Genomic DNA, 21,543 nt, shown 5'->3' with positions numbered 1-21,543 from the left:
TCGCTCCTTTCAACGGTTTTGTTCAGGATTCCACTGGGCGTAACGCTGGCCGCGCAGGAACTGCCACAGGCCGATGCTCATGCCTGCCAGCGTGACCAGCAGAAATGCCGCAAGGCGAAACGGTTTGGGTAACCGGTGTTGTGAATCCAGCAGTCCGGCAATCGCCACGGCGTAACCGAACAGTTGGGCGATCAGGGCCAGTCGATAGAATCCGTGGTCCTCCCACAGCCAGAAATTGCTCAGCAGCAATGGCAGCAGGAGGATCGGTGCCAGGCGCCGGATCAGCTTGTGGCTGATCAGCGCAATCGAATACAAGCCATGTTTGAGCGGGTTGAGCAGTTCACGGCGCTGGGCGAGGCTTTGCAGGCCACCGACGGTGACGCGTTGACGGCGGCGGAACTGTTTGTCCGCTTCATCGACACCGTGGTCGATCACCTGCGCCTCGGGCACATAGACAATGCGCTTGAAGGCGACCGGCGCGCAGGTGCTGAGAAAGAAGTCGTCATTGACCTCCGCCGGTACGCTCTGGAACAGCTCGCGGCGCAGGGCGAGCAGGGCGCCGTCGGCCGAGACCATGCAACCGGTGCGATTCTCCACCCGGCGCAGCCAGCCCTCGTAATGCCGGTACAGACTGTCGCCGACGCTGAGGCCGCCGCCGGTCACCGGAATCACCATGTGCCCGGCGCAGGCACCGACGTTGGGGTCGCTGAGCGGTGCGAGCAGGTAGCCGAGGGTTTCCCGCGACCATTGGTTATCGGCATCGGTGAACACCAGGATATCGCCGGTCGCCAGTGCCGCCCCGGCATTCAGCGTTGCCGCTTTGCCCTGGCGCGGCAGATCGAGCACGGTGATGCGCGAATCGATCACCTTGTGCGCACAGGCCACGGTGTCGTCGGTCGAGCCGTCGCTGGCGAGAATGATCTGCAGCGTGGCCGGCTGATAGTCCTGCGCCAGCAGCGTGCGCAATTTGTGCTCGATGTGCCGCGCCTCGTTGTGCGCGGCGATCACGATGCTGATGTTCAGCGGCGGCGCCGGGCTGTGGCGCCAGGCCGGGAACAGCGGCGCCAGCACCGTCAGCAGCAGCGGGTAGCCAAGGTAGGCGTATACCGGCAGCAGCAGGCACAGCCAGAAAATGAATTCAGCCACGGGCAGGCCTCCTGGCATTCCAATGACACAGACTGAGAATGAACGCGGCGCCCGCCAGGTGCAGACGCACCCAGTGCAGGCCCCACAGTTGCAGGGTCAGGCCGATGTCGCGGTGTTTGATACTCTGCCGCACGCTCAGCACCAGCCCCGGCAGAAGGGTCAACGCGACCATGGTCGCGGCGTGATGCGGGAAGCCGTCGAGCAACGCTGAAATCGCCAGGAAATCGAGGATCCACACCGCAATCGACAGCAACGGAAAACGCAGCAGGCGCAGGCTGAACCCGTGGGTGCGCAGCAGTTGCAGATGACTGCCCTGGCGCCACATTTCCTTGCCCATCCACTCGCGCCAGTTCATTTCGTAGCCCCAGTGCAGGGCGACGTTGTTGTTGATCGAGAGCAATACGGCGCCGTTGTCGCGCAGGCGCAGGGTGAATTCCTTGTCCTCGCCAGTGCGCAGGTGTTCGTCGAAACCGCCGACCTTGTCGAACCAGCGCCGGCGCATCAGCAGGTTGGAGCTGGGTAGCCAGTCCACCGGGTGCGAGCTCTGGCTGGACGGGCGCAGCGTGCGCCGTTGCCAGGCAGCGGCGTACCACGGCGCGGCAGCGGGGGTGTGCAGGTCCAGACCGAACACATCGGCCTGACCCTCGGCTTGCAGCTCGAACAAGGGCTTGAGCCAGTCTTCGGGCATCTCGACGTCGGCATCAATGAACGCGATCCACTCGCCGCTTGCCAGCAGCGCACCGCGATTGCGCAGCGCACCGATCAGCAGGCCCGGCAGCACCAGCACCTGTGCACCGAACTGGCGGGCGATGTGCGGGCCGTCGTCGCTCGAACCGTTGTCGACCACGATCAACTCGCACTCGACATCGGCTGCATGTGCGGCTTTTTGCGCGGCCAGCAGCGTGCGGCCAATGTGCCGGGCCTCGTTGAACATCGGGATGATGATGCTGATCCGGCTCATGTCCTTGCCTCGGTCAGTGGCGCCTGCTCGGCCTTGAGGCGCAGGACGCTGGTCAGCGCGAGCATGATCCACAGGTATTTCTGGTTCGGTGCGCTGAGGAACATCAGGAACAGGGTCAGCGACAGGAAGCTCACGCCGAGGTGGGTCATCAGGTCCGCCTGTTGCCAATCGCGCCGCCGCATCCACGCGGCGCGTGCGCGAATCAGGTTGTACAGGCCGAGGCCGAGCATGCCGACGAACAGCAGGCCGGCAGGAATCCCCAGTTCACTGAAGATTTCCAGGTAGGTGTTGTGCGCACGGCGGTACAGGTCACCGATCTTGCGGTTGGCGGAAAACGCCTTGGCGTAGCCGGTGGTCGCGTAGTGCAACGGGAAGGTGCCGGGGCCTGAACCGAGCAGCGGGTTCTCGCGGATCATCTGCCCGCCGACCACGATGTACGAAGCGCGGCGGCCGAGGGATTCATCCTGGGCCTTGGAGCCGGCACTGAGAATACTCAGCGACTGAATGCGCGCGGCGTAGCCGGCGGGCATCGCGTAGATCGCCAGCGGAATCACGATGGCTGCACCGAGCATGGCGAAGCCCAGGTGCCGAGGGCGAATCCGCGTCAGTTGCGCGCGGTAGTGCCAGCAGCCGATCAGCAGACTCAAGGCCACCACCACCAGCCCGGAGCGCGATTCGGTCTTGGTCATGCCACCGAGCAGCAGCAGGCAGCAAGCGCCCCAGAACAACCGGTGGAGCAGATTCGGCCCCCGAATCACCAGCAGCAGGCCCAGCGGAATGGCGAAGGCGATCAGCAGGGCGAAGGCGTTGGGGTCCTCCAGCAGCCCGGCGGCGCGGCCTTGATCCTGGAATTTGGTCGAGAACATCGCCATGGCGCAGGTGGCACTGACGCTCAGGGTCACCAGCCGGGCGAACAGGTCAAGATTCAGTTCACGGCCGATCAACAGGGTAATGACAAACAGGATCAGCCCGACGCTCAGTTCACGCAGATGCCCCAGTGACATACCGAGGTCATCGGTGTTGAGCAAACTGAGGAAATACAGGACGAGGAACCACAGCAGAAACCGCCAGATATTGCTGCGCAGGCGCTCGCCGGGAATCTGATGCAGGGCCAGTTGCAGCATCAGGATCACCGCCAGCGAGGCGCCGATCAGTTTGCTTCCGGACAGCGCACTGTCCTTGAAGAAACCTTCAAACGGCACCAGCGCGGCAATGCCCAGCAGGCCCCAGGTCGGCTTGCGGTACAACACCGTGAACCCCACCAGACCAATGACTGCACCCGGTGCGAGAAATGGATAAGGGCTGGCGAGCAGACCGATGCACACCAGACCGAGCAGCGTGACGATCGAGAGCGGGAAAATCATGCGCGTGCCTCCCGTGCCGTGCGGATGTACAGCTGCGACCAGCGTTCGGCCAGGGCCTTGAGGTCGTAGCGATCCTGTTGCGTACGCTTTGCGTTGTCACACAATTGCCGAGCCAGGTTCGGCTCGTTCAGCAGGTTATCGAGCTGGCGGGCGAGGTCGGCGCTGGCGGCGGGTGTCGCCAGCAAGCCGTTGTGCCGGTGCTCGAGTACATCGGGAATGCCGCCGACCGCAAACGCCACCACCGGCACGCCGCTCTGCATCGCTTCGAGCAGAATCATCGGCGTGCCTTCGGTGCGCGAGCTGATCACCAGCGCATCCAGTTGTTGCCACCACGGCTGCATGGCGGTCTGGTAACCGGGCAGGCGAATTCGTTGCTGCAAACCTGCGGCGTCGATCCGCGCCTGCAGCGCCTCACGTTCCGGGCCGTCGCCGAGCATCACCGCGTCCAGTTGCGGATGCTGGTGACACAGCGGAATCAGCGCATCGAGAAACAGGTCCGGACCTTTCTCGCTGCTCAAGCGCCCGACATAACCGGCCAGCCAGCGCTGGCGGTCAACGTTGCTGACCAGCGCGGCGGCAGCGGGTAAACCGTTGGGGATCACCTGCAGCTTTTCAGCTTGCACGCTGGCCTGACGATGCAATACCGCGATGCTCTCGGCCACGCACACCACCCGATCCACCGACGCGGTGCGGCACAACTGCAGACTCAGCCAGGTGTAGAACTTCTGTTTGCGGCTGCGCGGGGTGAAGCCGTGCTGGGTGATGACCAGCGGCAAACGCAACAGCGTCGCGCCGACCCAGCCGAACAACAGCCCCTTGAAGTTGTGCGTATTGATCAGCGGCCGTTCGCTGCGCCGGGCCCGCAGGTGGCGCAACAACTCGCCCAGCCCGGCACAACCACGACAGTCCACCCCGGCTTCGCGAAAGCGCGCGATCAACGCGGGCGGTGCATCGAGAAACAGCACCTGGTGCTGCCCCGGTGTCGCCAGGCAGTGATCGAGCAACATGCGCTCGGCCCCATAGAAGCCGCCGCTGCTGAGCAAGTGAATGATCGGCAGCGCGGCGTTCGGGGTGGACAGCGTGTTCAATTGCGCACCCAGTGCACGAAGCTTGGCACGGTCCAGTTCTTGTGCGGATTGCTCGGCAGCACGTTCTCGTCGTTGATCACCAGCAACACCGGCAGGCCCAGTTCGTGGGAGATCTGCGCCGGATGTTTGAAACGGTGATCGAAGAACTCACGTACATAAACCAGGGCAATCGCCAGCAGCAGACCGGTGAACAGCCCGAACGGAATGATCAGCAGCGGTTTGGGGAACGCCGGCTCGGTCGGCTCGAACGGCGGGCTGAGCACCTTGGCGTTCGACAGGTCATCGTTGAGCGAACCGGCGGTGCTGCTTTCGGCGAAGCGTTGCGCATAAGTCGAGAACGCCGTGTGCAGCGCGTCGATTTCCGTGTCCATCTGCCGCAGCTTGCTCTGGGTCTGTTGCAAGGTGTGGATGCGGTTCTTGAACTCGGCGATGCGCGCGGTTTTCTGATCGATCACCTGTTGCACCACGGCCAAGTCATTGGTGCGTTCCTGAATGCGGTTGCTCACCACTTTGAGGAACTGCTGGCGGGTGCGGGCGATCTGCTCACGGGTCAGCAGCATCGGCTCGCTGCCGGGCTGGAACACGGCGAGGTCATTCATGTAGCGGCTGACCTGAGTGGTCAGTTGCTCGCCCAACTGTTTGATTTCCCGATCCTCGAACGCCACGTTATCGACGGTGGTGGTGAAGGTGAAGGGGAAGGTGTAGTCGTTGAGCTTATTGCTGCTGGCAGCGGTCAGCGCGGTTTTCAGGTATTCGAGCCAGCGCTGGCTCTGCAACAGGCGATCCTGATACAGGTTCAGGGCCTGCTCTTCGGTATTGATCGCGTTCAGGCGGAAGGTGATTTCTTCCTTCGGATCGGACGATGCAACACTTTCCAGCAGCGCTTGCCGATTACCTTCCAGCCCATCGAGGCGCACCTGATACAGGTGCTTCTTGGTTTCGTAGAAGGATTGCGGCAAGTCGATCGATTGCAGCGCCTGACGGCTGACCAGGTAGTTCTGCAGCAGGGTCGCAACGAACGTGGTGCCCTGATGCGGATCCGGGAAGCTGTAGATGATCGAGATCACGTTGGAGCCGGGCAGGGTCTCGATCTTCAGGCTGTTGATCGCATCTTGCGTCAAGCCATCGAGCACCGTGTCACGCACCGGATCGGTTTGCAGCCCGAGCATGTTGCGCAGCGGATTGATCACGTACTCACGCAGCGGCGAAGAGACGTAACGCCGGATCGGATCGCTCACCAGTTTGGCGAACATACCGACCGGCGGGTTGTACTCGCCCTTGTCGCGCAACTCGCTGATGGTCTGGCGGATCAGCGCCGGGGACCGCAGGATGTTGCTTTCGGTTTCCATGTCCGCCAGCGACGGCGGAATGAAGGTGGCGTTATCGACCGTCAGTGACGTGGTGGCGTCACCCTGGGAGAGTTTTTTCGACTGCACGATCACTTGGGCGGTGATATCGAAGCTCTGTTTGAGCACCAGCGGCAGTACCAACGCGATGACTGCAAAGATCAGGAAGACCCGTTTCACCAGCTGCTTGTTGGCGAAGAAGATCCTGAAGAACTCATGCAGGTAGTTTTCCTTTGGATTCATGATCGGTCACCTGAGAGTCAGTTGTTGTTACTGCCTTTGTTGTCGACGCGGTAGCCGAAGCTGAAACCCACGCCCTGAAACAGCACCACATCGGCCAGTTGCCGGGCCAGATCGCCGGCACTCGCCAGTTTGGTTTTCGGCACGAACAGCATGTCGTCCGGTTGCAGGTAGGCGATCTGCGACGCATCGCCCGACAGGGCTTTTTCCACGTCGTAGTGCACGGCCTGCACCTGATTGCCGTTGCGGCGCATGATCACCACCGAGTCCAGACGCGCCTTGACGTTGGTGCCGCGCGCCAGGGTCAGCGCTTCAAGCACCGACACTGGACGGCGGATCGGGTAGGAGCCCGGTTGGCCGACCTCGCCCAGCACGTAGATCTCGTTGCCGGCGGTGGACTTGAGCATCACATCGACGCTCATCCGCCCCGGCAATTGCGCGTACTTCTGGTTGAGGAAGGTTTCCAGTTGATTGATGGTCATGCCTTGCAGCGGCACCGCGCCGATTTCCGGAAAGCTCGCATAACCGTCGTTGCCCACGGTGATCTCGCGGCTCATGCCGGTAGCGGGGTGATTCAGCGCGCTTTTCAGGTTCTGCTCATTGGTCAGCGGACTGATGACCTGCACCGTCAACTGATTGCGGTTGGGCTGGAACAGCTGTTTACGCTGGTAGGCACGCTGGATTTCATCGCGCGCTTCATCGGCGGTCAGGCCGGCGATTTTCACCGAGGTGTTGGCGCCGGGCAGGTTGATGGTGCCGTCGGGCAGCACCAACTGGTTGCCATTGAGCTGGCTGGCGGCGGTGAAGTTCAGGCCGATCTGGTCACCCGACTGCACGCGGTAGGCGTCCGAGCCGCTGGTGCTGATGTGGAAGATCACATCCAGCACGTCTTGCGGACGCAAGGTCTGCTCGATCTTCGGCATGTCGGTGGCCTGGGCGTTGGCCGGGGTGGCGGTGAGAATGTTCACCGGCATGTTCTGGGTTTCGGAATTGCTGGAGCAGCCTGCAAGCGGCAGCATCAGCAGAACCAGTATCTTGGCGTTCATGGCGTCATCCCTCGCGTTTGCTTACAGGTTTTTGTAGAGCCACTTGGGCATGTAGTACTTGCGCCGGTTGAATACGCTGCCGACCACTTTTGCCCCGGCCTGGGTCAGGCGTTGCACGGCGGCCTGGGCGACTTCCCAGCGGGTGTCTTCGGCGCGCACCACAAACACCACGCCATCGACTTGAGTGGCGAGCACCAGCGTGTCGGCGGCGGAATACACCGCGTCGCCGTCGATCACCACGAAGCGATACTGCGTGCCCAAGCGGTCGAGCAGCGGGCTCAGGCGCTCGGCGGTCAGGTGTTCGAGGGTGCGGATCGGCCGGCCGTTGGGCAGCACGTGGAACGGCAGGCTGGAAACCTGCACCACGCAATCCTGCAACAGCGGCGGGTTGTCCGGGTTGAACAGCAGGTCGCGCAGACCGCGCTCCTTGCCCAGGTTCAATTGCTGCGTGAGGTTGCCCGCCGACTGGCTGGCATCGACCAGCAGCACCTGGCCGCTGCTCATCTGCGCCAGTTGGCTGGCCAGCGCCAATGCGCTGGTGGTGGTACCGGCGCCCGGGTTGGCGGCGGTCAGGAACAGGATCCGCAGATCCAGATCCAGCACGGTCGAGATCAGGTTCGATTCGCTGGGGTTGGCAATGCTCAGGCTTTTGTTGGTTGAACCGTCCATTAGCTTGCTCCGTGGCCGCTGAATACTTTGAAGGGGGTTTTCAACAAGATCTTCAGATCAAGCAAAAGGCTTTGCTCGGCGATGTAGCTGAGGTCCAACTCAACGCGCTGGTCGAAGTCGATGTTGCTGCGCCCGGAGATCTGCCACAGGCCGGTCATGCCGGGGTAGATGCTCAGGCGCGCGAGGTGATTGTCCTTGTAGCGGTAGGCGTTGAACGAGGTCGGCCGCGGGCCGACCAGGCGCATGTCACCGCTCACCACGTTGAACAGGTTGGGCAGTTCATCGAGGCTGGTGCGCCGCAGGAAACCGCCGATACCGGTGATGCGTGGGTCCTTGTCGATCTTGAAATCGATGGCGTCGACCCCGTGCTTGTTGAGGTGACGCAGCGATTCCTTCAGCTCTTCGGCGTTGCAGACCATGGTGCGGAACTTGTACATGCCGAAGGTGCGGCCGCGATAACCGGTGCGTTTCTGCACGAACATCACCGGTCCCGGGCTGGTGAATTTGATGGCCAGTGCCAGGCCCAGCAGCAGCGGCGAGAACACCACCAGCAGCAGCAGTGCACCGAAGCAGGCCAATACCCGGTTGGTGCGTGACAGCGTCCATGGCCGGCCACCGTCACGGCCGGTCAACCAGCCACGGCCCTGCCTGTGGATGGCGGAATCGAGGCGCATTCGGTGCTCGGGATCCATGCGCTTGTCACGGCGCATCTGGTTGATCGGTACACCTTGTTCATGTCCAGTCATGGGGACCTCCGCTGATGTTCAGCCGCGAGCGGCGCGTGGGCGATAGGCAGTGGGGTAGTAGTCGCGATACCAGGCGATGAAACGCCCCAGTCCTTCATCCAGCTCGATCCGGGGCTGGAACCCGGTGGCCTGGGCCAGATCATCGGTCTCGGCACAGGTGTTGAGCACATCGCCCGGTTGCAGGGGCAAGAGCTCGACAATGGCTTTCTGGCCGAGGTGTTTTTCCATCAGCGCCAGGTAGGTTTTCAGCTCCACCGGGTGGTGGCCGCCAATGTTGAACAGGCACCACGGGGCCATGCTGCTGCCGGCGTCGGGGTGTTCGCGGTCCCACTCCGGGTGGTTGTGCGGCGGATGGTCGGTGAGGCGCGCGATGCTTTCGACGATGTCATCGATGTAGGTGAAATCGCGCTGATGCTCGCCGTAATTGAACAGTTTCAGCGGCGTGCCTTCGGTGATCGCCCGGGCAAACTGGATGGGCGACATGTCGGGCCGCCCCCATGGCCCGTACACAGTGAAAAAGCGCAGGCCGGTGCTGGGAATGCCGAACAGGTGGCTGTAACTGTGGGCCATCAGCTCATTGGCTTTTTTGGTCGCGGCGTACAGCGACAGCGGGTGATTGACGCCGTCGTGCACCGAATACGGGGTGTGCTGGTTGGCGCCGTAGACCGAACTCGATGAGGCGTAGATCAAGTGCTCCACCGGATGGTGCCGGCAGCCTTCGAGAATGTTCAGGAAGCCGCAGAGGTTGCTGTCCAGATAGGCTTTCGGATTTTCCAGCGAGTAGCGCACCCCGGCCTGCGCCGCGAGGTGGATCACCACTTGCGGTTGCTCGCGGACAAACAGCGCTTCGATCGCGGCGGCGTCGGCCAGATCAATGCGTGCCAGCGGGAAATGCCCGACCTGATCACGCACCCATTGCACGCGATCGTGTTTGAGCTGCGGGTCGTAGTAGCCGTTGAAATTATCCAGGCCGACCACCGCATGCCCGTCGCGCATCAGCCGCAACACGCAATGGGCACCAATGAAGCCGGCAGCGCCGGTGACCAGGATTTTCATGGGCGCAATCCTTCCGGTGCGATGTGGCGCAGGCCGATGCCGCTGTAGTGCAAACCGGCGGCGGCCACGTGTTCCGGGTTGTAGAGGTTGCGACCGTCGACAATCACTTTGGAGCGCAACTTGCTCGCCAGCAGCTCGAAATCCACTACGCGAAAGTTCTTCCATTCGGTGCAGATCACCAGCGCATCGGCATCTTCCAGGGTGTCGTCGCGGGTGGCGCACAAGTGCAGATCGTCGCGATAGCCGTACAGGCGCCGGCACTCGGACATGGCCTCCGGATCGTAGGCCTGCACGCTCGCGCCTTCGGCCCACAGCGCGTCCATCAGGTAGCGGCTGGGGGCTTCGCGCATGTCATCGGTATTGGGTTTGAACGCCAGGCCCCAGATCGCGATCGACTTGCCGCCCAGGCCCTGCGGAAACTGCGCCTTGAGTTTGCTGAAAAGAATGTGCCGCTGGCTGTCGTTGACATCAGTGACGCTGCGCAGCAGTTTCAGCGGCATGCCGTTGTGTTCGGCGGTGTGCAGCAGGGCGCGCAGATCCTTGGGAAAACACGAACCGCCGAAGCCGCAACCGGGGTAGATGAAGTGGTAACCAATGCGCGGATCGGAACCGATGCCTTTGCGCACCGCTTCGATGTCGGCGCCCAGCAACTCAGTGAGATTGGCCAGCTCGTTCATGAAGCTGATACGCGTGGCGAGCATCGCGTTGGCCGCGTACTTGGTCAGCTCGGCGCTGCGGTTGTCCATGAACATCAGTTTTTCGTGGTTGCGGCAGAACGGCGCGTACAGCTCGCTCATCTGTTCGCGCGCCGCGTCATCACGGGTGCCGACGATGATCCGGTCCGGGCGCATGCAATCGGCGAGGGCGCTGCCTTCCTTGAGGAATTCGGGGTTGGACACCACCCGCACCTTGAGGCTGCTGCGGCCGCGGCGCTGCAATTCTTCGCTGGCCTTGGCGGCGACCTGATCCGCCGTGCCGACCGGCACCGTGGACTTGATGATCAGGGTGCGATCGGCCTCCATGTGCGAGGCGATCTGCCGGGCGACGTTGAGCACGTGGGTCAGGTCGGCGGAACCGTCCTCATCGGCCGGGGTGCCCACGGCGATGAAGATCAACTCGGCATGCTCCACCGCGTCGCTGGCCTGGGTGCTGAACAGCAGACGACCGGCCTTGATATTTTCTTCCAGCGCGGCGGATAAACCCGGTTCGCTAATAGGCGGTACGGCCTGTTGCAGTTGTTTAATCTTGTTCGGGTCAATATCCACACATAAAACCCGATGTCCGACATCGGCAAGTGCGGCTGCTTGAATAAGGCCAACATAGCCCGTACCAAATACGCTCACGTCCATATTGGCGTGCCTCGTAAGACGGTGGAAGAAGATCAAAATGGAACTGTCAAAAGGGGTATAGCGCAGGTGTGGAAAAGCGTGTCAGCAAAATGACATGTTGCACGTGTATAACACCGGGCTTTTTTCAGGCTATTGGCCATCAAGTGCTTGCTATTGCTGGATTTGTCGCGTCCTTGACCCTTTTTTCACATCCTGAAGAAAGCGATAAACGGTCGAAAGCCTTTAAATTAAAGACTTGTAGCCGCTGGAGTGTGTCAGGAATGAGTCAACAGTTTTTTGACGCTTGACAGAAAAGTCAGGCTTTTCTTGCGCTTTGATGGCCGGGTGCTAGTGTCAGATTTTGACCGACAAACTATTGACCCAATGCCGTTTCGTACGACCGGAATCGCCATGTTTCGATATTTAAAAGAACTGCTTTTAGTTATTTATCTGCTGCTTTATTCCGAATATTACATTGAGCGGTTAAATGCTATCGGGGTCGGTTTTGCTGTGCTTCTTTTTGGCGCGATGTTTTTGGCGCTCACTTTAGCGTTATATCTAACGGCTTATATTCGTCAGGCATTGATTCGACACTTATTCGCAATAACGCTATTTGCTTCGGCGGTATTCTTTGATGTCTATACCCGGGTCACCGCGGATTACCTGAGCTACAGCAGCTTTGTCTCGCTGGTGTACTCCGGCGGCTTCATTCAGGAAGCCGCTTACCAGTATCGCGACGCGATCATTCATGGTGCGCTCAGCGGCCTGCTGTTGCTGTTCGGCATCGGGCTCAAACCGCGGCATGCGCTGGTGGTGCCCAATGCATTGCGGGTGGCGGCGCCGGTGTGTGGTGTGCTGCTGTTGAGCGCGGTGTTGTTCCTGCGGGCGGGCGAGGGCGCGCGGGGCTTGCCGATCATGTACACGCCGCTGGCCTATCTGAACCTGTTCACCTATGAAGCGCTGCACAACACGGTCGGCCCGCGTGAGCCCGTGACGCTGGCGCGCAGCGCTGCGACGGTCAATCACGACATCGTGTTGATTATCGACGAAAGCATCTCCGGCAATTACCTGGACATCAATGCGCCGTTCGGGGTGCACAGCAACCTCAAGCAGGCATATCCGGGGGTCGAGATTTTCAACTACGGCTACGCCGCGTCCATTGCCAACTGCAGCGCCGATACCAACGTTACGTTGCGCTACGGCGGTACGCGTGCCGACTACATACGGATCAACAGCACGCTGCCGTCGATCTGGCAGTACGCGAAAAAGGCCGGGTTGCGCACGGTGTACATCGACGCCCAGCGCACCGCCGGCAATCTGCAGAACCTGATGACCGACACCGAGAAAAAGGACATTGACGAGTTCGTGCAGTTTGACCAGACCAGCGTGCGAGACCGCGACATGGCTGCCGCCGCGAAGCTGATCGAGTTGCTCAACGACGATCAGCCGGAGCTGGTGGTGATCAATAAAGTCGGCGCGCATTTCCCGGTGCACGACAAGTACCCCGACGCCTTCATGGCCTACCGTCCGACCTTGCCGCGCGGGCAGTTCACCGAAGTGGCCGACACCGGCAAACGTGACGGTTTCAACGGCCAGCCGGACGATTGGCTGTTATACCGCAACGCCTACAAGAACACGCTGTTATGGAACGTGGGCGAGTTCTTCGCCCGGGTATTTGCTCAGGCCAGGCTGAACAATGCGCTGCTGATCTACACCTCCGATCACGGCCAGGACCTGCATGAGCGCGGCAACCCCGGGCTCAATACTCACTGTGGTGGCGATCCGGTGGAGGAAGAAGGGCTGGTGCCGCTGGTGGTGATTCAGGGCGATCAACTGCACGGCCCGGATTGGGCGCAGTCATTGTCGGTGAACAAGGACCGTTCCAGTCACTACAACATTTTCCCGACGCTGTTGCAGCTGATGGGTTACGACCTGGCGGGCATCGAGGCGGTATATGGCAAACCGCTGACGCTGCCGACAGCGGACGATTTCACCTTCAACTACCGCTTCAATGCGCGGCTGGGGGCCAGGCCTGAGTGGAAGCACATTGATCTGAAAACCATTGTCACGCCGGGGGAGGCGGCCACTAGTGTGGCGACCGGGGATTGAGCGTTGTGATGGGTTCACTGGCCTCATCGCTGGCAAGCCAGCTCCCACAGTGTTCTAGGGTGTACTCAGTATTTTTGAACAACCCAAGCCCTGTGGGAGCTGGCTTGCCAGCGATGGGGCCAGTTCAAACACCACTGATCTGAAGAGGCCGCTATCCGCTATCCTTGCCCCACACTGATCCAACGGATGGCGGCATGCTTCAGGTTCAAGGCGTTTTCAAAAGTTACCTCACTCCCCAAGGCTCATTGCCCGTGCTGCAAGGCGTCGACCTGACGCTCGAACCCGGCGGCAGCCTGGCGCTGATGGGCGAATCCGGCAGTGGCAAAAGCACTTTACTGCACCTGATTGCCGGCCTCGACAAGGTGGATCGCGGCAGCATCCACAGCGGCGAGCATCGGCTGGAGCAGATGAACGAAGCGCAACTGGCCGACTGGCGCCGTACCGAAATCGGTCTGGTGTTCCAGCAGTTCAACCTGATCGGCAGCCTGCGGATCGAGGACAATCTGGCGTTTCAGGCGCGTCTGGCCGGGCGCCATGACCCGCGCTGGCAGGCGCATCTGGTGCAGCGTCTGGGTTTGGGTGATTTGCTCAAGCGTTATCCCGAACAACTGTCGGGCGGCCAGCAGCAACGGGTTGCATTGGCCCGGGCGTTGGCGTCGCGACCGAAACTGCTGCTGGCCGACGAACCCACCGGCAGCCTCGACGAAGCCACCAGCGATGAAGTGCTGCGTCTGTTGCTGGAGTTGCTCGACGACACGCCGACCACGCTGCTGATGGTCACGCACAGCCCGCGCGTGGCGGCGCGACTGGCGCAGCGGGTGGTGTTGTCCAAGGGCCGCCTGACGTGAACGTGTTCTGGCAAACCCTGCGTGCGCTGCTCAGCCATTGGCGGCGGCATCCGGTGCAGTTCTTCAGTGTGCTGACGGGTTTGTGGCTGGCCACCAGTCTGTTGACCGGCGTCGAAGCACTGAACAGCCAGGCCCGCGACAGTTACGCCCGGGCGAGCCAGATGATTGGCGGCGAACCACAGGCCAGCCTTGCTACGCCCAATGGAGCGACGTTTACCCAGCAATGGTTCGTTGACCTGCGCCGCCAGGGCTGGCCGGTTTCGCCGCTGCTGCAGGGGCGGCTGGTACTCAAGGATCACCCGGATCAGCGCCTGCAACTGATGGGCATCGAACCGGTGTCGCTGCCGGTGGATTCCGCCGTGGCCGGGCAGGCGATGCCGATCGAGCGCATCGTCGCGTTCTTCTCGCCGCCGGGCAGCACGTGGATTTCCCCGGAAACCCTGCACGCGTTGGGCCTGACCGAAGGCGCAACACCGCAGGCCGTCAACGGACAAAGCCTGCCACCGCTGCACGCGCAACAAGACATGGCGCCGGGCGTGTTGCTGGTGGATATCGGTGTCGCGCAAACCGTGCTTGAGCAACCCCGGCAACTGTCGCGCTTGTTACTGCCCAAGGATTTTCACGCCGAGTTGCCGGCCGCGTTCAATGGCCGGTTGCAGCTCAAAAGCAGCGCCGAGGAAAACAATCTGGCGCGCCTGACCGAGAGCTTCCACCTGAATCTTGATGCATTGGGATTTCTCTCGTTCGTGGTCGGGCTGTTCATCGTGCACGCGGCTATCGGTTTGGCACTGGAGCAGCGTCGTGGCCTGCTGCGCACGTTGCGTGCCTGCGGGGTCAGTGCGCGGATGCTGATCGGCAGCCTGATCGTCGAACTCGGTGTGCTGGCGCTGATTGGCGGGGTGTTCGGCGTCGTCAGCGGTTACTGGCTGGCGAGCGTGTTGCTGCCGGATGTCGCCGCTAGTCTGCGTGGTTTGTACGGCGCGGAAGTGGCGGGGCAGTTGCGTCTGAGTCCGTGGTGGTGGTTCAGCGGTATTGGTTTGAGTCTGTTCGGCGCGTTGCTGGCCGGCGCCAACAGTCTGTTGCGTGCGGCACGTTTGCCGCTGTTGGCGGTGGCGGATCCACAGGCCTGGCATCAGCAGCATGCACGCTGGTTGCGCCGTCAGGGTTGGCTGGCGGCGATGTTGGCGCTGATTGCACTGCTGGCGTTGGTCTGGGGCGACAGCCTGAGCAGCGGTTTCGTGTTGATGGCCGGGTTGCTGCTGGGTGCTGCGCTGGCATTGCCGGTGGTGCTCAGCGCGGTGCTCAATCAATTGCTTGGGCGCAGTCGTTCGGTGCTGGGTCAGTGGTTTCTTGCTGATTGCCGCCAACAGTTACCGGCACTGAGTCTGGCGCTGATGGCGCTGTTGCTGGCGCTGGCGGCAAACATCGGCGCGGGCAGCATGACCGCCGGTTTTCGCCAGACCTTCAACGACTGGCTCGAACAACGCCTGAGTGCCGAGCTGTACCTCAACCCGGTGAATCCGGCGCAATCGCGCGAGATGTACGTCTGGCTCAAACAACAGCCGAACGTCAGCGCGGTGCTGCCCAACTGGCAAGTAGCCGTGACCCTGCAGGGCTGGCCGGCGGATGTGTTCGGGGTGATCGACCATCCTTACTATCGCCAACACTGGCCGTTGCTCGAGGCGATTGCCGGCGATCCGTGGGCGCACCTGGCGACGGACGATGCGGTGATGCTCAGCGAACAACTGGCGCGACGGCTGAAGGTTCGCGCGGGGGATCATCTGAGCGTGCCGACGCCGGGCGGACCGTGGTCACCGCGCATCGTCGGCATCTACGCCGATTACGGCAATCCCAAGGGCCATTTGTTGGTCAACAGCAACCACCTGCTGCGCCTGTGGCCGACGCTGACGCCGAACCGTTTCAACCTGCGCATCGCGTCGCCTGACATCCCGTCGTTTTTGACTGCGCTGCAAACGCGCTTTCAGCTCGATGACAGCCGCATCGTCGATCAGGCGCGGCTCAAAGGTTGGTCGGTGCAGGTTTTCGAACGCACTTTCGCCGCCACCGCCGCGCTCAACAGCCTCACTTTGGCGGTGGCCGGTGTGGCGCTGTTCATCAGTTTGCTGACCCAAAGCCAGAGCCGCCTCGGGCAACTGGCGCCGCTGTGGGCCTTGGGCGTGACGCGCCGGCAGTTAATGCTGCTCAACCTCGGCCAGACCTGGTTGCTCGCGCTGCTGACGCTGGTGTTGGCGTTGCCGCTGGGGATCGCCCTGGCGTGGTGTCTGGATGCGGTAATCAATGTGCAGGCATTCGGCTGGCGTTTACCGTTGCGGATCTTCCCGCTGCAATTGGTGCAATTGATGGGATTGGCGTTACTGGCGACCTTGTTGGCATCAGCGTGGCCGCTGTATTCGTTGTACCGCACGCAACCGGCGGATCTGCTGAGGACGTTTGCTCATGAGGATTAAGCGGGTTGTGTTGCTTTTCACGCTGCTGCTTTTGGGCGGCTGCGATCAGCCTGTTTCTGAAGAGAAGGGCTTTGCCGGGCTCGGCGATCAGGCCGCTCAGTTCACTCCCGTGGTGCCGGGGCGGGTGTTCAGCTTCCCGGCGGATCACGGCGCCCACGACGGATTTCGTATCGAGTGGTGGTACGTCACCGCCAATCTCAAGGATCAGCAGGGCCACGATTTCGGTGTGCAATGGACGCTGTTTCGCAGTGCGTTAAAACCTGCGCCAGAGCAATCGGGCTGGGCCAACCAGACGATCTGGCTCGGGCATGCCGCGGTGACGTCGGCCACCGCGCACCATGCTGCCGAGCGCTATGCCCGGGGCGGAGTGGGGCAGGCCGGTGTCAACGTAGCGCCGTTCGAGGCGTGGATCGATGATTGGCGCTTCGCCAGTCAGGCACAGGATCCGCTGACGGATGTGCAACTCAGTGCCCGCGACAAAGCCTTCAGCTATCAACTGCACCTCACCTCCAGCCGCCCGTTGGTGTTGCAGGGCGACAACGGCTTCAGCCGCAAATCCGAACAGGGCCAGGCCTCGTACTACTACAGTCAGCCGTTCTTTCAGGCCAGCGGCACCCTGCAAATCGACGGCCAGACCTACACCGTCAGCGGCCCGGCGTGGCTGGACCGGGAATGGAGCAGTCAGCCGCTGGCGGCCAATCAGACCGGGTGGGACTGGTTTTCCCTGCACCTGGACAGTGGTGAGTCGCTGATGCTGTTTCGCACCCGACAAACCGATGGCGCACCGTATCTGACCGGCACCTGGATCAGCGCCGACGGCCGTACCGAAACCCTGCACGGCGAGCAGATCAGACTCACACCCAAGGACAGCGCAAAAATTGCCGGGCACACGATGCCAGTGTGCTGGTCGATCAGCATTCCCGACAAACACCTCGACATCAGTCTCGACGCGCTCAACCCCAAGGCCTGGATGAACCTGCGCATTCCTTATTGGGAGGGCCCGGTACAGATCAGCGGCAGCCATGGCGGGCGCGGCTATCTGGAAATGACCGGGTACTGACTGCTGCATTGCCATTCATGTAGGAGCTGCCGAAGGCTGCGATCTTTTGACTTTGATTTTTAAAACAGGATCAAAAGATCGCAGCCTGCGGCAGCTCCTACAGGGATTGGGTTGAACTCCGTTTCATTGCGCAGCCTCTACAAACTATTACCCGTGGAGGATTAGCCATGAGCGACGACCTGCAACCCCCAGACCTCAACACCTGGCAGCGCCTGTTCGACGATCAGACCTACTGGCAGCAGTCCCCCGACGCTCACTATTTCGACCTGCAACGCATCGCCGACGATCTGCTCGGTCAAGGCGCGATCGATCTGGAGCAGTGGCAGATCCTGCGCGCCAAGGCCGATGACCTGCACAAGAATTCGCCCGCCGCGAATGTCGCCAATGAACTGGATGACCCCGAAGCCTGAGGACCCGGCATAAACAACAGCCAAGCCCTGAACAGCGTCTATGCTCAGTGGCACATTCGGTGCCAAACACGCGTTGGCGCCGGTTGCTGCCATTCACTACAGGGAAAGTACCGCTTATGAAGCTCCACGCTCTGGCCAAGGCCATCACCCTCGCAACCGTTCTGTCCGCCACCAGCTTCGTTGCCATGGCGGTGGACATTCCGCTGTCCGCCACCATCGAGGCCGATCAGGTCACCACCAAAGTGCTGGCCGTCGATGCGGCCAACCACCAGGTCGTGCTCGAAGGCGCAGAAGGTCGTCAGGTTCACGTCCAGCTCAGCGACAAGGCGAAAAACCTCGCCAATCTCAAGGTCGGCGACCTGGTAAAACTCGAAGTACAACGCTCGGTGGCGGCTTACCTCGATACCGATGTGGATAAAGGTCTGCCTGGCACTGTCGAACGCAGCGGTGAGCTGCGCAAGGCGCCGGGCAGCGAAAACCCGGGCGGTGAGGCCTATCGCCAGATTCAGGTGCAACTGAAAATCACCAAAATTGATTTGAAGAATAATCAGGTGACCCTGCAAAACCCGCAGGGTCAGTCGAAAACACTCGACGTGAAAAAGCCTGAAATCCAAGCCAAGCTGAAAGATCTGAAAGTCGGGCAGAGCGTAGTTGTCACTTATACCGATGTATTAAAAGTGACCAGTCAGCATGAAAGTTGAGTATTGACTCTACAAGATGGTTGTTCTTGTACAGATTATTGTATGAGAACAATCATCTGAAATGAGTTGGACTGTGTAGTGAAAGTTTCACGAAAGGATTTCGTCGATAAATATCTATTAACTTTTTCGTACATAAAATTTACCTTTGTATATGACGACATATCCGCCAACTTCTATTAAAATCCTTCCCGTTCGCCCAGTGTCAGGGCTCTTTACCGGTGCATGGATTGCCAGGCCATTACACTGGGCGAACACCTCCTCGGAGCGGATGTATACAATTTCAGATTAAAAAAGGGCGACTTTGCAGTCGCCCTTTTTTGTGTTCGTGATCAAACCGATGCTTGCTTTTCAAAACGTTTGAGAGTGGCCTCGTACATTCTGGTACGACGGTGGTTTTTGCCGTAGGTGCCGGCGGCAGCGACGGTGCCTGCCTGGATGTGATCCAGATAGCGGAAAATCTTGCGCGGTGACAGCAGCTTGATGCCGTAGCCCAAAGCGACCATTCGATCCTGCAGGGTATAACCGGGAACTCGGTCATCCATGCAAAAGTGCAGTCCCTGAGACTTCATCAACCTGGCGTTCCACAACGTGCAAAAACTTTTGAGGTGAGTTTCCCGATAAGGTTTCGGCTCTTTACTGCGCAAACCCAATGCCGTTTTCGCCCGGCGAATATAGTGTTTGCAAAACCGCGAAGTTAGTCGCCAGGTGTCTCTGACAATCCCGCGATTGATTTGCTCGACACACCCGACTGCAGCGATGTCTGCAGACTTTGCGCACTCACGCAGCATCATCGCGAAGACTTCCTTGTCGTAGACAAAAGTGTCGGTGTGCAGCAAAAACAGATAGTCGGTTTCAACTTTTCCCAGCGCCAGATCCAGCGCCTTGCCATGCGCAATATGTCCCGCTTCTTTGCCGGGGGAGGAGCGTTCGAGCAGATTGATCCAGTCCAGCGAGCGCAAATAATCCAGACTGGCGTCGGCAGAGTCATTGTCCACCACCCAAACCGGGATGCGCTGCGCCTGAACATGCTCGCGCAACAACTCCAGGCACATCCGGGTGATGTCCGGGGTTTTGTAATTTACCAATACAAGACTGAAATTCGGCTGCGTAACGGCTGGTAAATCAAACTGGTTCATTCAGGAAGCTCATCCGCGGTTGATCGGCGACAGGTGTCTCTCGGGCCGGGATGCTAGCGACGCAAGCTTAGTTGAAGCTTAATTTGACGTTCAGGAGGTGAGGCGAGGTGTTTCGAGACACGACATCTCGCGCACGACGCAAGCCGGCCCACAGGCTAAACTGCGCGCCCCTCAGATGCTTCAAGGAAGAAACGGCACCTGCCGTCGCCCCACGGATGAAACCACTTTCCCTCTACCACCCGGCCCTGTACTGGCTGCGCGTGTGGCAAAAAAGACTGTTCCGCCAGATCGCCTGGCACTGCTCCAGCAATCGCTACGCACGCCTGGTTGCCGGCGCTGACCGCCTGCCATTCCGCTACCTGAAACACACCTCAAAACTCATCCGCAACCTCGGCGACTCCGACCTCGCCCTGCAACACAACAAAGTCATCAACCTGAAACTCGCCGTCGCCGCCATCGACGGCCTCATCATCGCCCCTGGCGAATACTTCTCCTTCTGCCGCCTCGTCGGCCGCCCAACCCGCAAACGCGGCTACGTCGAAGGCATGGAACTGTCCTTCGGCGAAGCACGCAGCGGTATCGGCGGCGGAATCTGCCAACTGAGCAACCTGATTCACTGGATGGCGATTCACTCACCGCTGGTCGTTGTTGAACGCTCCAACCACAGCTTCGATCCATTCCCGGATGAGGGGCGAGTGCTGCCATTCGGTTCCGGTGCGGCAATTTTCTACAACTACGTTGACCTGGTACTGCACAACCCGACGGATCGGAGTTTTCAGTTGAAGTTGAATGTGGGGGACACGCAGCTGGAGGGCGAGTTGTTGTGCGATCAGGTGCGGGCGTATCGGTATCACGTGTTTCAGGAAGGGCACCGGTTTGTGCGGGAAGGGGAGCGGGTGTATCGGGAGAATGAGATCTGGCGGGAGGTGAGGGAGAAGGGGCAGGTGGGGGAATTGATGGAGCGGGTGAGGTTGTATCGGAATCGGGTGGTGGTTAAGTATGAGGTGGCGGAAGAAATGGTGGAGAGATGATTGCTATTCCGCAGATGATGAAGAAATCATTTAGTAGATGGCGGGACACTCCGTATGCGACTGGTATTGCTTGTAAGAAGGTTTGGTGAGGTTGCAGGATTTTTAGGGAGGAGTGTGCTTCGGGTTTTCGTTTATGGTGTTTGCATTCTTTTAAGAGCATTTTTCAAAGCCTTTTCAAGACTCTTCCAGGTTTTTGCGGTTTTACTATAGGTAGGCGAAGCCCAGTCTCTATTAGATATTAGCAATACCTTAAAGAAGCCGTTTTTAGAAAACTCTGGATACCATCCGATATCCAGGATCTGCCCCGAGGGAAAAGAAGCCTGGAATAGATCTTCCTTCAAATCATCAGTGATCAATGAAATTTCCAAACTGCTCAAGTTGGAAATTTCGTCAAAAATTATTCTTCCGCCAAGACTTGTTATTTCGTCAGTATTCATTGCTACATTTCCTGGTTTCATTTTAAAATCTGTAGATGAAACATAAAATAGAGATTTTTACAGCCTATCTCATAAACGTAAGAAGAGTGGCTTCACGGTTTTCAAAGTCTAATCTCTTCCAAATATCCAGTAAAGGGAGGGTGAATATATTTTTATTTAATTTTTAAAATGGACGGGAAAAATAAATCTGTCCCCTTTTGCCGGGACTTATTTTGCAATATTCTTTATTTTAGTCTTTAACTGAATTTCTTCTTAAGTTTTTCTAGTGTTATATCTAGATTAAGCTCTTTCGCTTGTTTTTGTGCAGAGCACCAAGAAATGATAAAGGCGACAGCATGTTTAAATGGCAATGT

At 59.8% G+C, this 21,543-nt stretch carries 19 protein-coding genes; 7 read left to right on the top strand and 12 right to left on the bottom strand.

What is annotated here, in order from left to right:
* Nucleotides 1-9 precede the first annotated feature (9 nt).
* Genes ACTJKS_RS14635 through ACTJKS_RS14590 form a run of 10 tightly spaced genes read right to left on the bottom strand, consistent with a single transcriptional unit; the run spans nt 10 to nt 11,011 of the window.
* Complete coding sequence (locus ACTJKS_RS14635; protein ID WP_108183140.1) at nt 10-1,146, bottom strand: glycosyltransferase family 2 protein; 1,137 nt, start codon at nt 1,144-1,146, stop codon at nt 10-12.
* Nucleotides 1,139-2,107: a glycosyltransferase gene (locus ACTJKS_RS14630; RefSeq protein ID WP_108183139.1), complete on the bottom strand. Its 969-nt coding sequence runs from the start codon at nt 2,105-2,107 to the stop codon at nt 1,139-1,141. Before ACTJKS_RS14630 ends, ACTJKS_RS14635 begins: the two co-directional genes overlap by 8 nt.
* Nucleotides 2,104-3,471 (bottom strand): O-antigen ligase family protein, encoded by a 1,368-nt coding sequence (locus tag ACTJKS_RS14625; RefSeq protein WP_108183138.1) that lies wholly within the window; start codon nt 3,469-3,471, stop codon nt 2,104-2,106. Before ACTJKS_RS14625 ends, ACTJKS_RS14630 begins: the two co-directional genes overlap by 4 nt.
* The gene (locus ACTJKS_RS14620) at nt 3,468-4,559 is read right to left on the bottom strand and encodes a glycosyltransferase family 4 protein (protein WP_108183137.1); all 1,092 of its coding nucleotides are present in this window, start codon (nt 4,557-4,559) and stop codon (nt 3,468-3,470) included. Before ACTJKS_RS14620 ends, ACTJKS_RS14625 begins: the two co-directional genes overlap by 4 nt.
* The gene (locus ACTJKS_RS14615; RefSeq protein ID WP_108183136.1) at nt 4,556-6,148 is read right to left on the bottom strand and encodes a GumC family protein; all 1,593 of its coding nucleotides are present in this window, start codon (nt 6,146-6,148) and stop codon (nt 4,556-4,558) included. Before ACTJKS_RS14615 ends, ACTJKS_RS14620 begins: the two co-directional genes overlap by 4 nt.
* 17 nt (nt 6,149-6,165) lie before the next feature.
* Nucleotides 6,166-7,191, bottom strand: coding sequence for a polysaccharide biosynthesis/export family protein (locus tag ACTJKS_RS14610; protein ID WP_041066273.1), 1,026 nt, complete (start codon nt 7,189-7,191; stop codon nt 6,166-6,168).
* 21 nt (nt 7,192-7,212) lie between these two features.
* A complete protein-coding gene (locus tag ACTJKS_RS14605; RefSeq protein WP_007961335.1) occupies nt 7,213-7,860 on the bottom strand; it encodes a CpsD/CapB family tyrosine-protein kinase in 648 nt (215 codons plus the stop codon).
* Nucleotides 7,860-8,606: a sugar transferase gene (locus ACTJKS_RS14600; RefSeq protein ID WP_108183135.1), complete on the bottom strand. Its 747-nt coding sequence runs from the start codon at nt 8,604-8,606 to the stop codon at nt 7,860-7,862. Before ACTJKS_RS14600 ends, ACTJKS_RS14605 begins: the two co-directional genes overlap by 1 nt.
* An 18-nt stretch (nt 8,607-8,624) precedes the next feature.
* Nucleotides 8,625-9,662: an NAD-dependent epimerase gene (locus tag ACTJKS_RS14595; protein ID WP_108183134.1), complete on the bottom strand. Its 1,038-nt coding sequence runs from the start codon at nt 9,660-9,662 to the stop codon at nt 8,625-8,627.
* Nucleotides 9,659-11,011 carry a UDP-glucose dehydrogenase family protein gene (locus tag ACTJKS_RS14590; RefSeq protein ID WP_041066283.1) on the bottom strand — a complete coding sequence of 451 codons (1,353 nt, stop codon included), beginning with the start codon at nt 11,009-11,011 and terminating at the stop codon, nt 9,659-9,661. The genes ACTJKS_RS14595 and ACTJKS_RS14590 overlap by 4 nt, the downstream gene beginning before the upstream one ends.
* Before the next feature lie 390 nt (nt 11,012-11,401).
* Here ACTJKS_RS14590 and ACTJKS_RS14585 point away from each other — a divergent pair, with 390 nt between their 5' ends.
* From ACTJKS_RS14585 to ACTJKS_RS14560, 6 genes are all read left to right on the top strand, one after another.
* The gene (locus ACTJKS_RS14585) at nt 11,402-13,099 is read left to right on the top strand and encodes a sulfatase-like hydrolase/transferase (protein ID WP_108183133.1); all 1,698 of its coding nucleotides are present in this window, start codon (nt 11,402-11,404) and stop codon (nt 13,097-13,099) included.
* Between the two features lie 194 nt (nt 13,100-13,293).
* Entirely contained in the window at nt 13,294-13,947 is a 654-nt protein-coding gene (locus ACTJKS_RS14580; RefSeq protein ID WP_108183132.1) for an ABC transporter ATP-binding protein, read from the top strand.
* The gene (locus ACTJKS_RS14575; protein ID WP_262949040.1) at nt 13,944-16,415 is read left to right on the top strand and encodes an ABC transporter permease; all 2,472 of its coding nucleotides are present in this window, start codon (nt 13,944-13,946) and stop codon (nt 16,413-16,415) included. The genes ACTJKS_RS14580 and ACTJKS_RS14575 overlap by 4 nt, the downstream gene beginning before the upstream one ends.
* Complete coding sequence (locus tag ACTJKS_RS14570) at nt 16,405-17,475, top strand: lipocalin-like domain-containing protein (protein WP_262949041.1); 1,071 nt, start codon at nt 16,405-16,407, stop codon at nt 17,473-17,475. The genes ACTJKS_RS14575 and ACTJKS_RS14570 overlap by 11 nt, the downstream gene beginning before the upstream one ends.
* Before the next feature lie 167 nt (nt 17,476-17,642).
* The gene (locus ACTJKS_RS14565; protein WP_041066297.1) at nt 17,643-17,885 is read left to right on the top strand and encodes a hypothetical protein; all 243 of its coding nucleotides are present in this window, start codon (nt 17,643-17,645) and stop codon (nt 17,883-17,885) included.
* 116 nt (nt 17,886-18,001) lie between these two features.
* On the top strand, nt 18,002-18,586 hold the full coding sequence (locus ACTJKS_RS14560; protein WP_262949042.1) for a hypothetical protein: 585 nt from the start codon (nt 18,002-18,004) through the stop codon (nt 18,584-18,586).
* A 329-nt stretch (nt 18,587-18,915) separates the two neighbouring features.
* Here the strand turns inward: ACTJKS_RS14560 and ACTJKS_RS14555 are convergent, their stop codons facing one another.
* Entirely contained in the window at nt 18,916-19,722 is an 807-nt protein-coding gene (locus tag ACTJKS_RS14555) for a glycosyltransferase family 2 protein (protein ID WP_108183129.1), read from the bottom strand.
* 215 nt (nt 19,723-19,937) lie between these two features.
* Here ACTJKS_RS14555 and ACTJKS_RS14550 point away from each other — a divergent pair, with 215 nt between their 5' ends.
* Nucleotides 19,938-20,753 (top strand): VanW family protein, encoded by an 816-nt coding sequence (locus ACTJKS_RS14550; RefSeq protein ID WP_142579898.1) that lies wholly within the window; start codon nt 19,938-19,940, stop codon nt 20,751-20,753.
* A gap of 131 nt (nt 20,754-20,884) precedes the next feature.
* Here ACTJKS_RS14550 and ACTJKS_RS14545 read toward each other — a convergent pair whose 3' ends face one another.
* Nucleotides 20,885-21,190, bottom strand: coding sequence for a hypothetical protein (locus ACTJKS_RS14545; RefSeq protein ID WP_108183128.1), 306 nt, complete (start codon nt 21,188-21,190; stop codon nt 20,885-20,887).
* Between the last annotated feature and the right edge of the window lie 353 nt (nt 21,191-21,543).

It is taken from the genome of Pseudomonas sp. 22189, assembly GCF_052045635.1.
Classification (GTDB): domain Bacteria; phylum Pseudomonadota; class Gammaproteobacteria; order Pseudomonadales; family Pseudomonadaceae; genus Aquipseudomonas; species Aquipseudomonas parakoreensis.
This window is presented reverse-complemented; position numbering and strand designations above follow the sequence as displayed.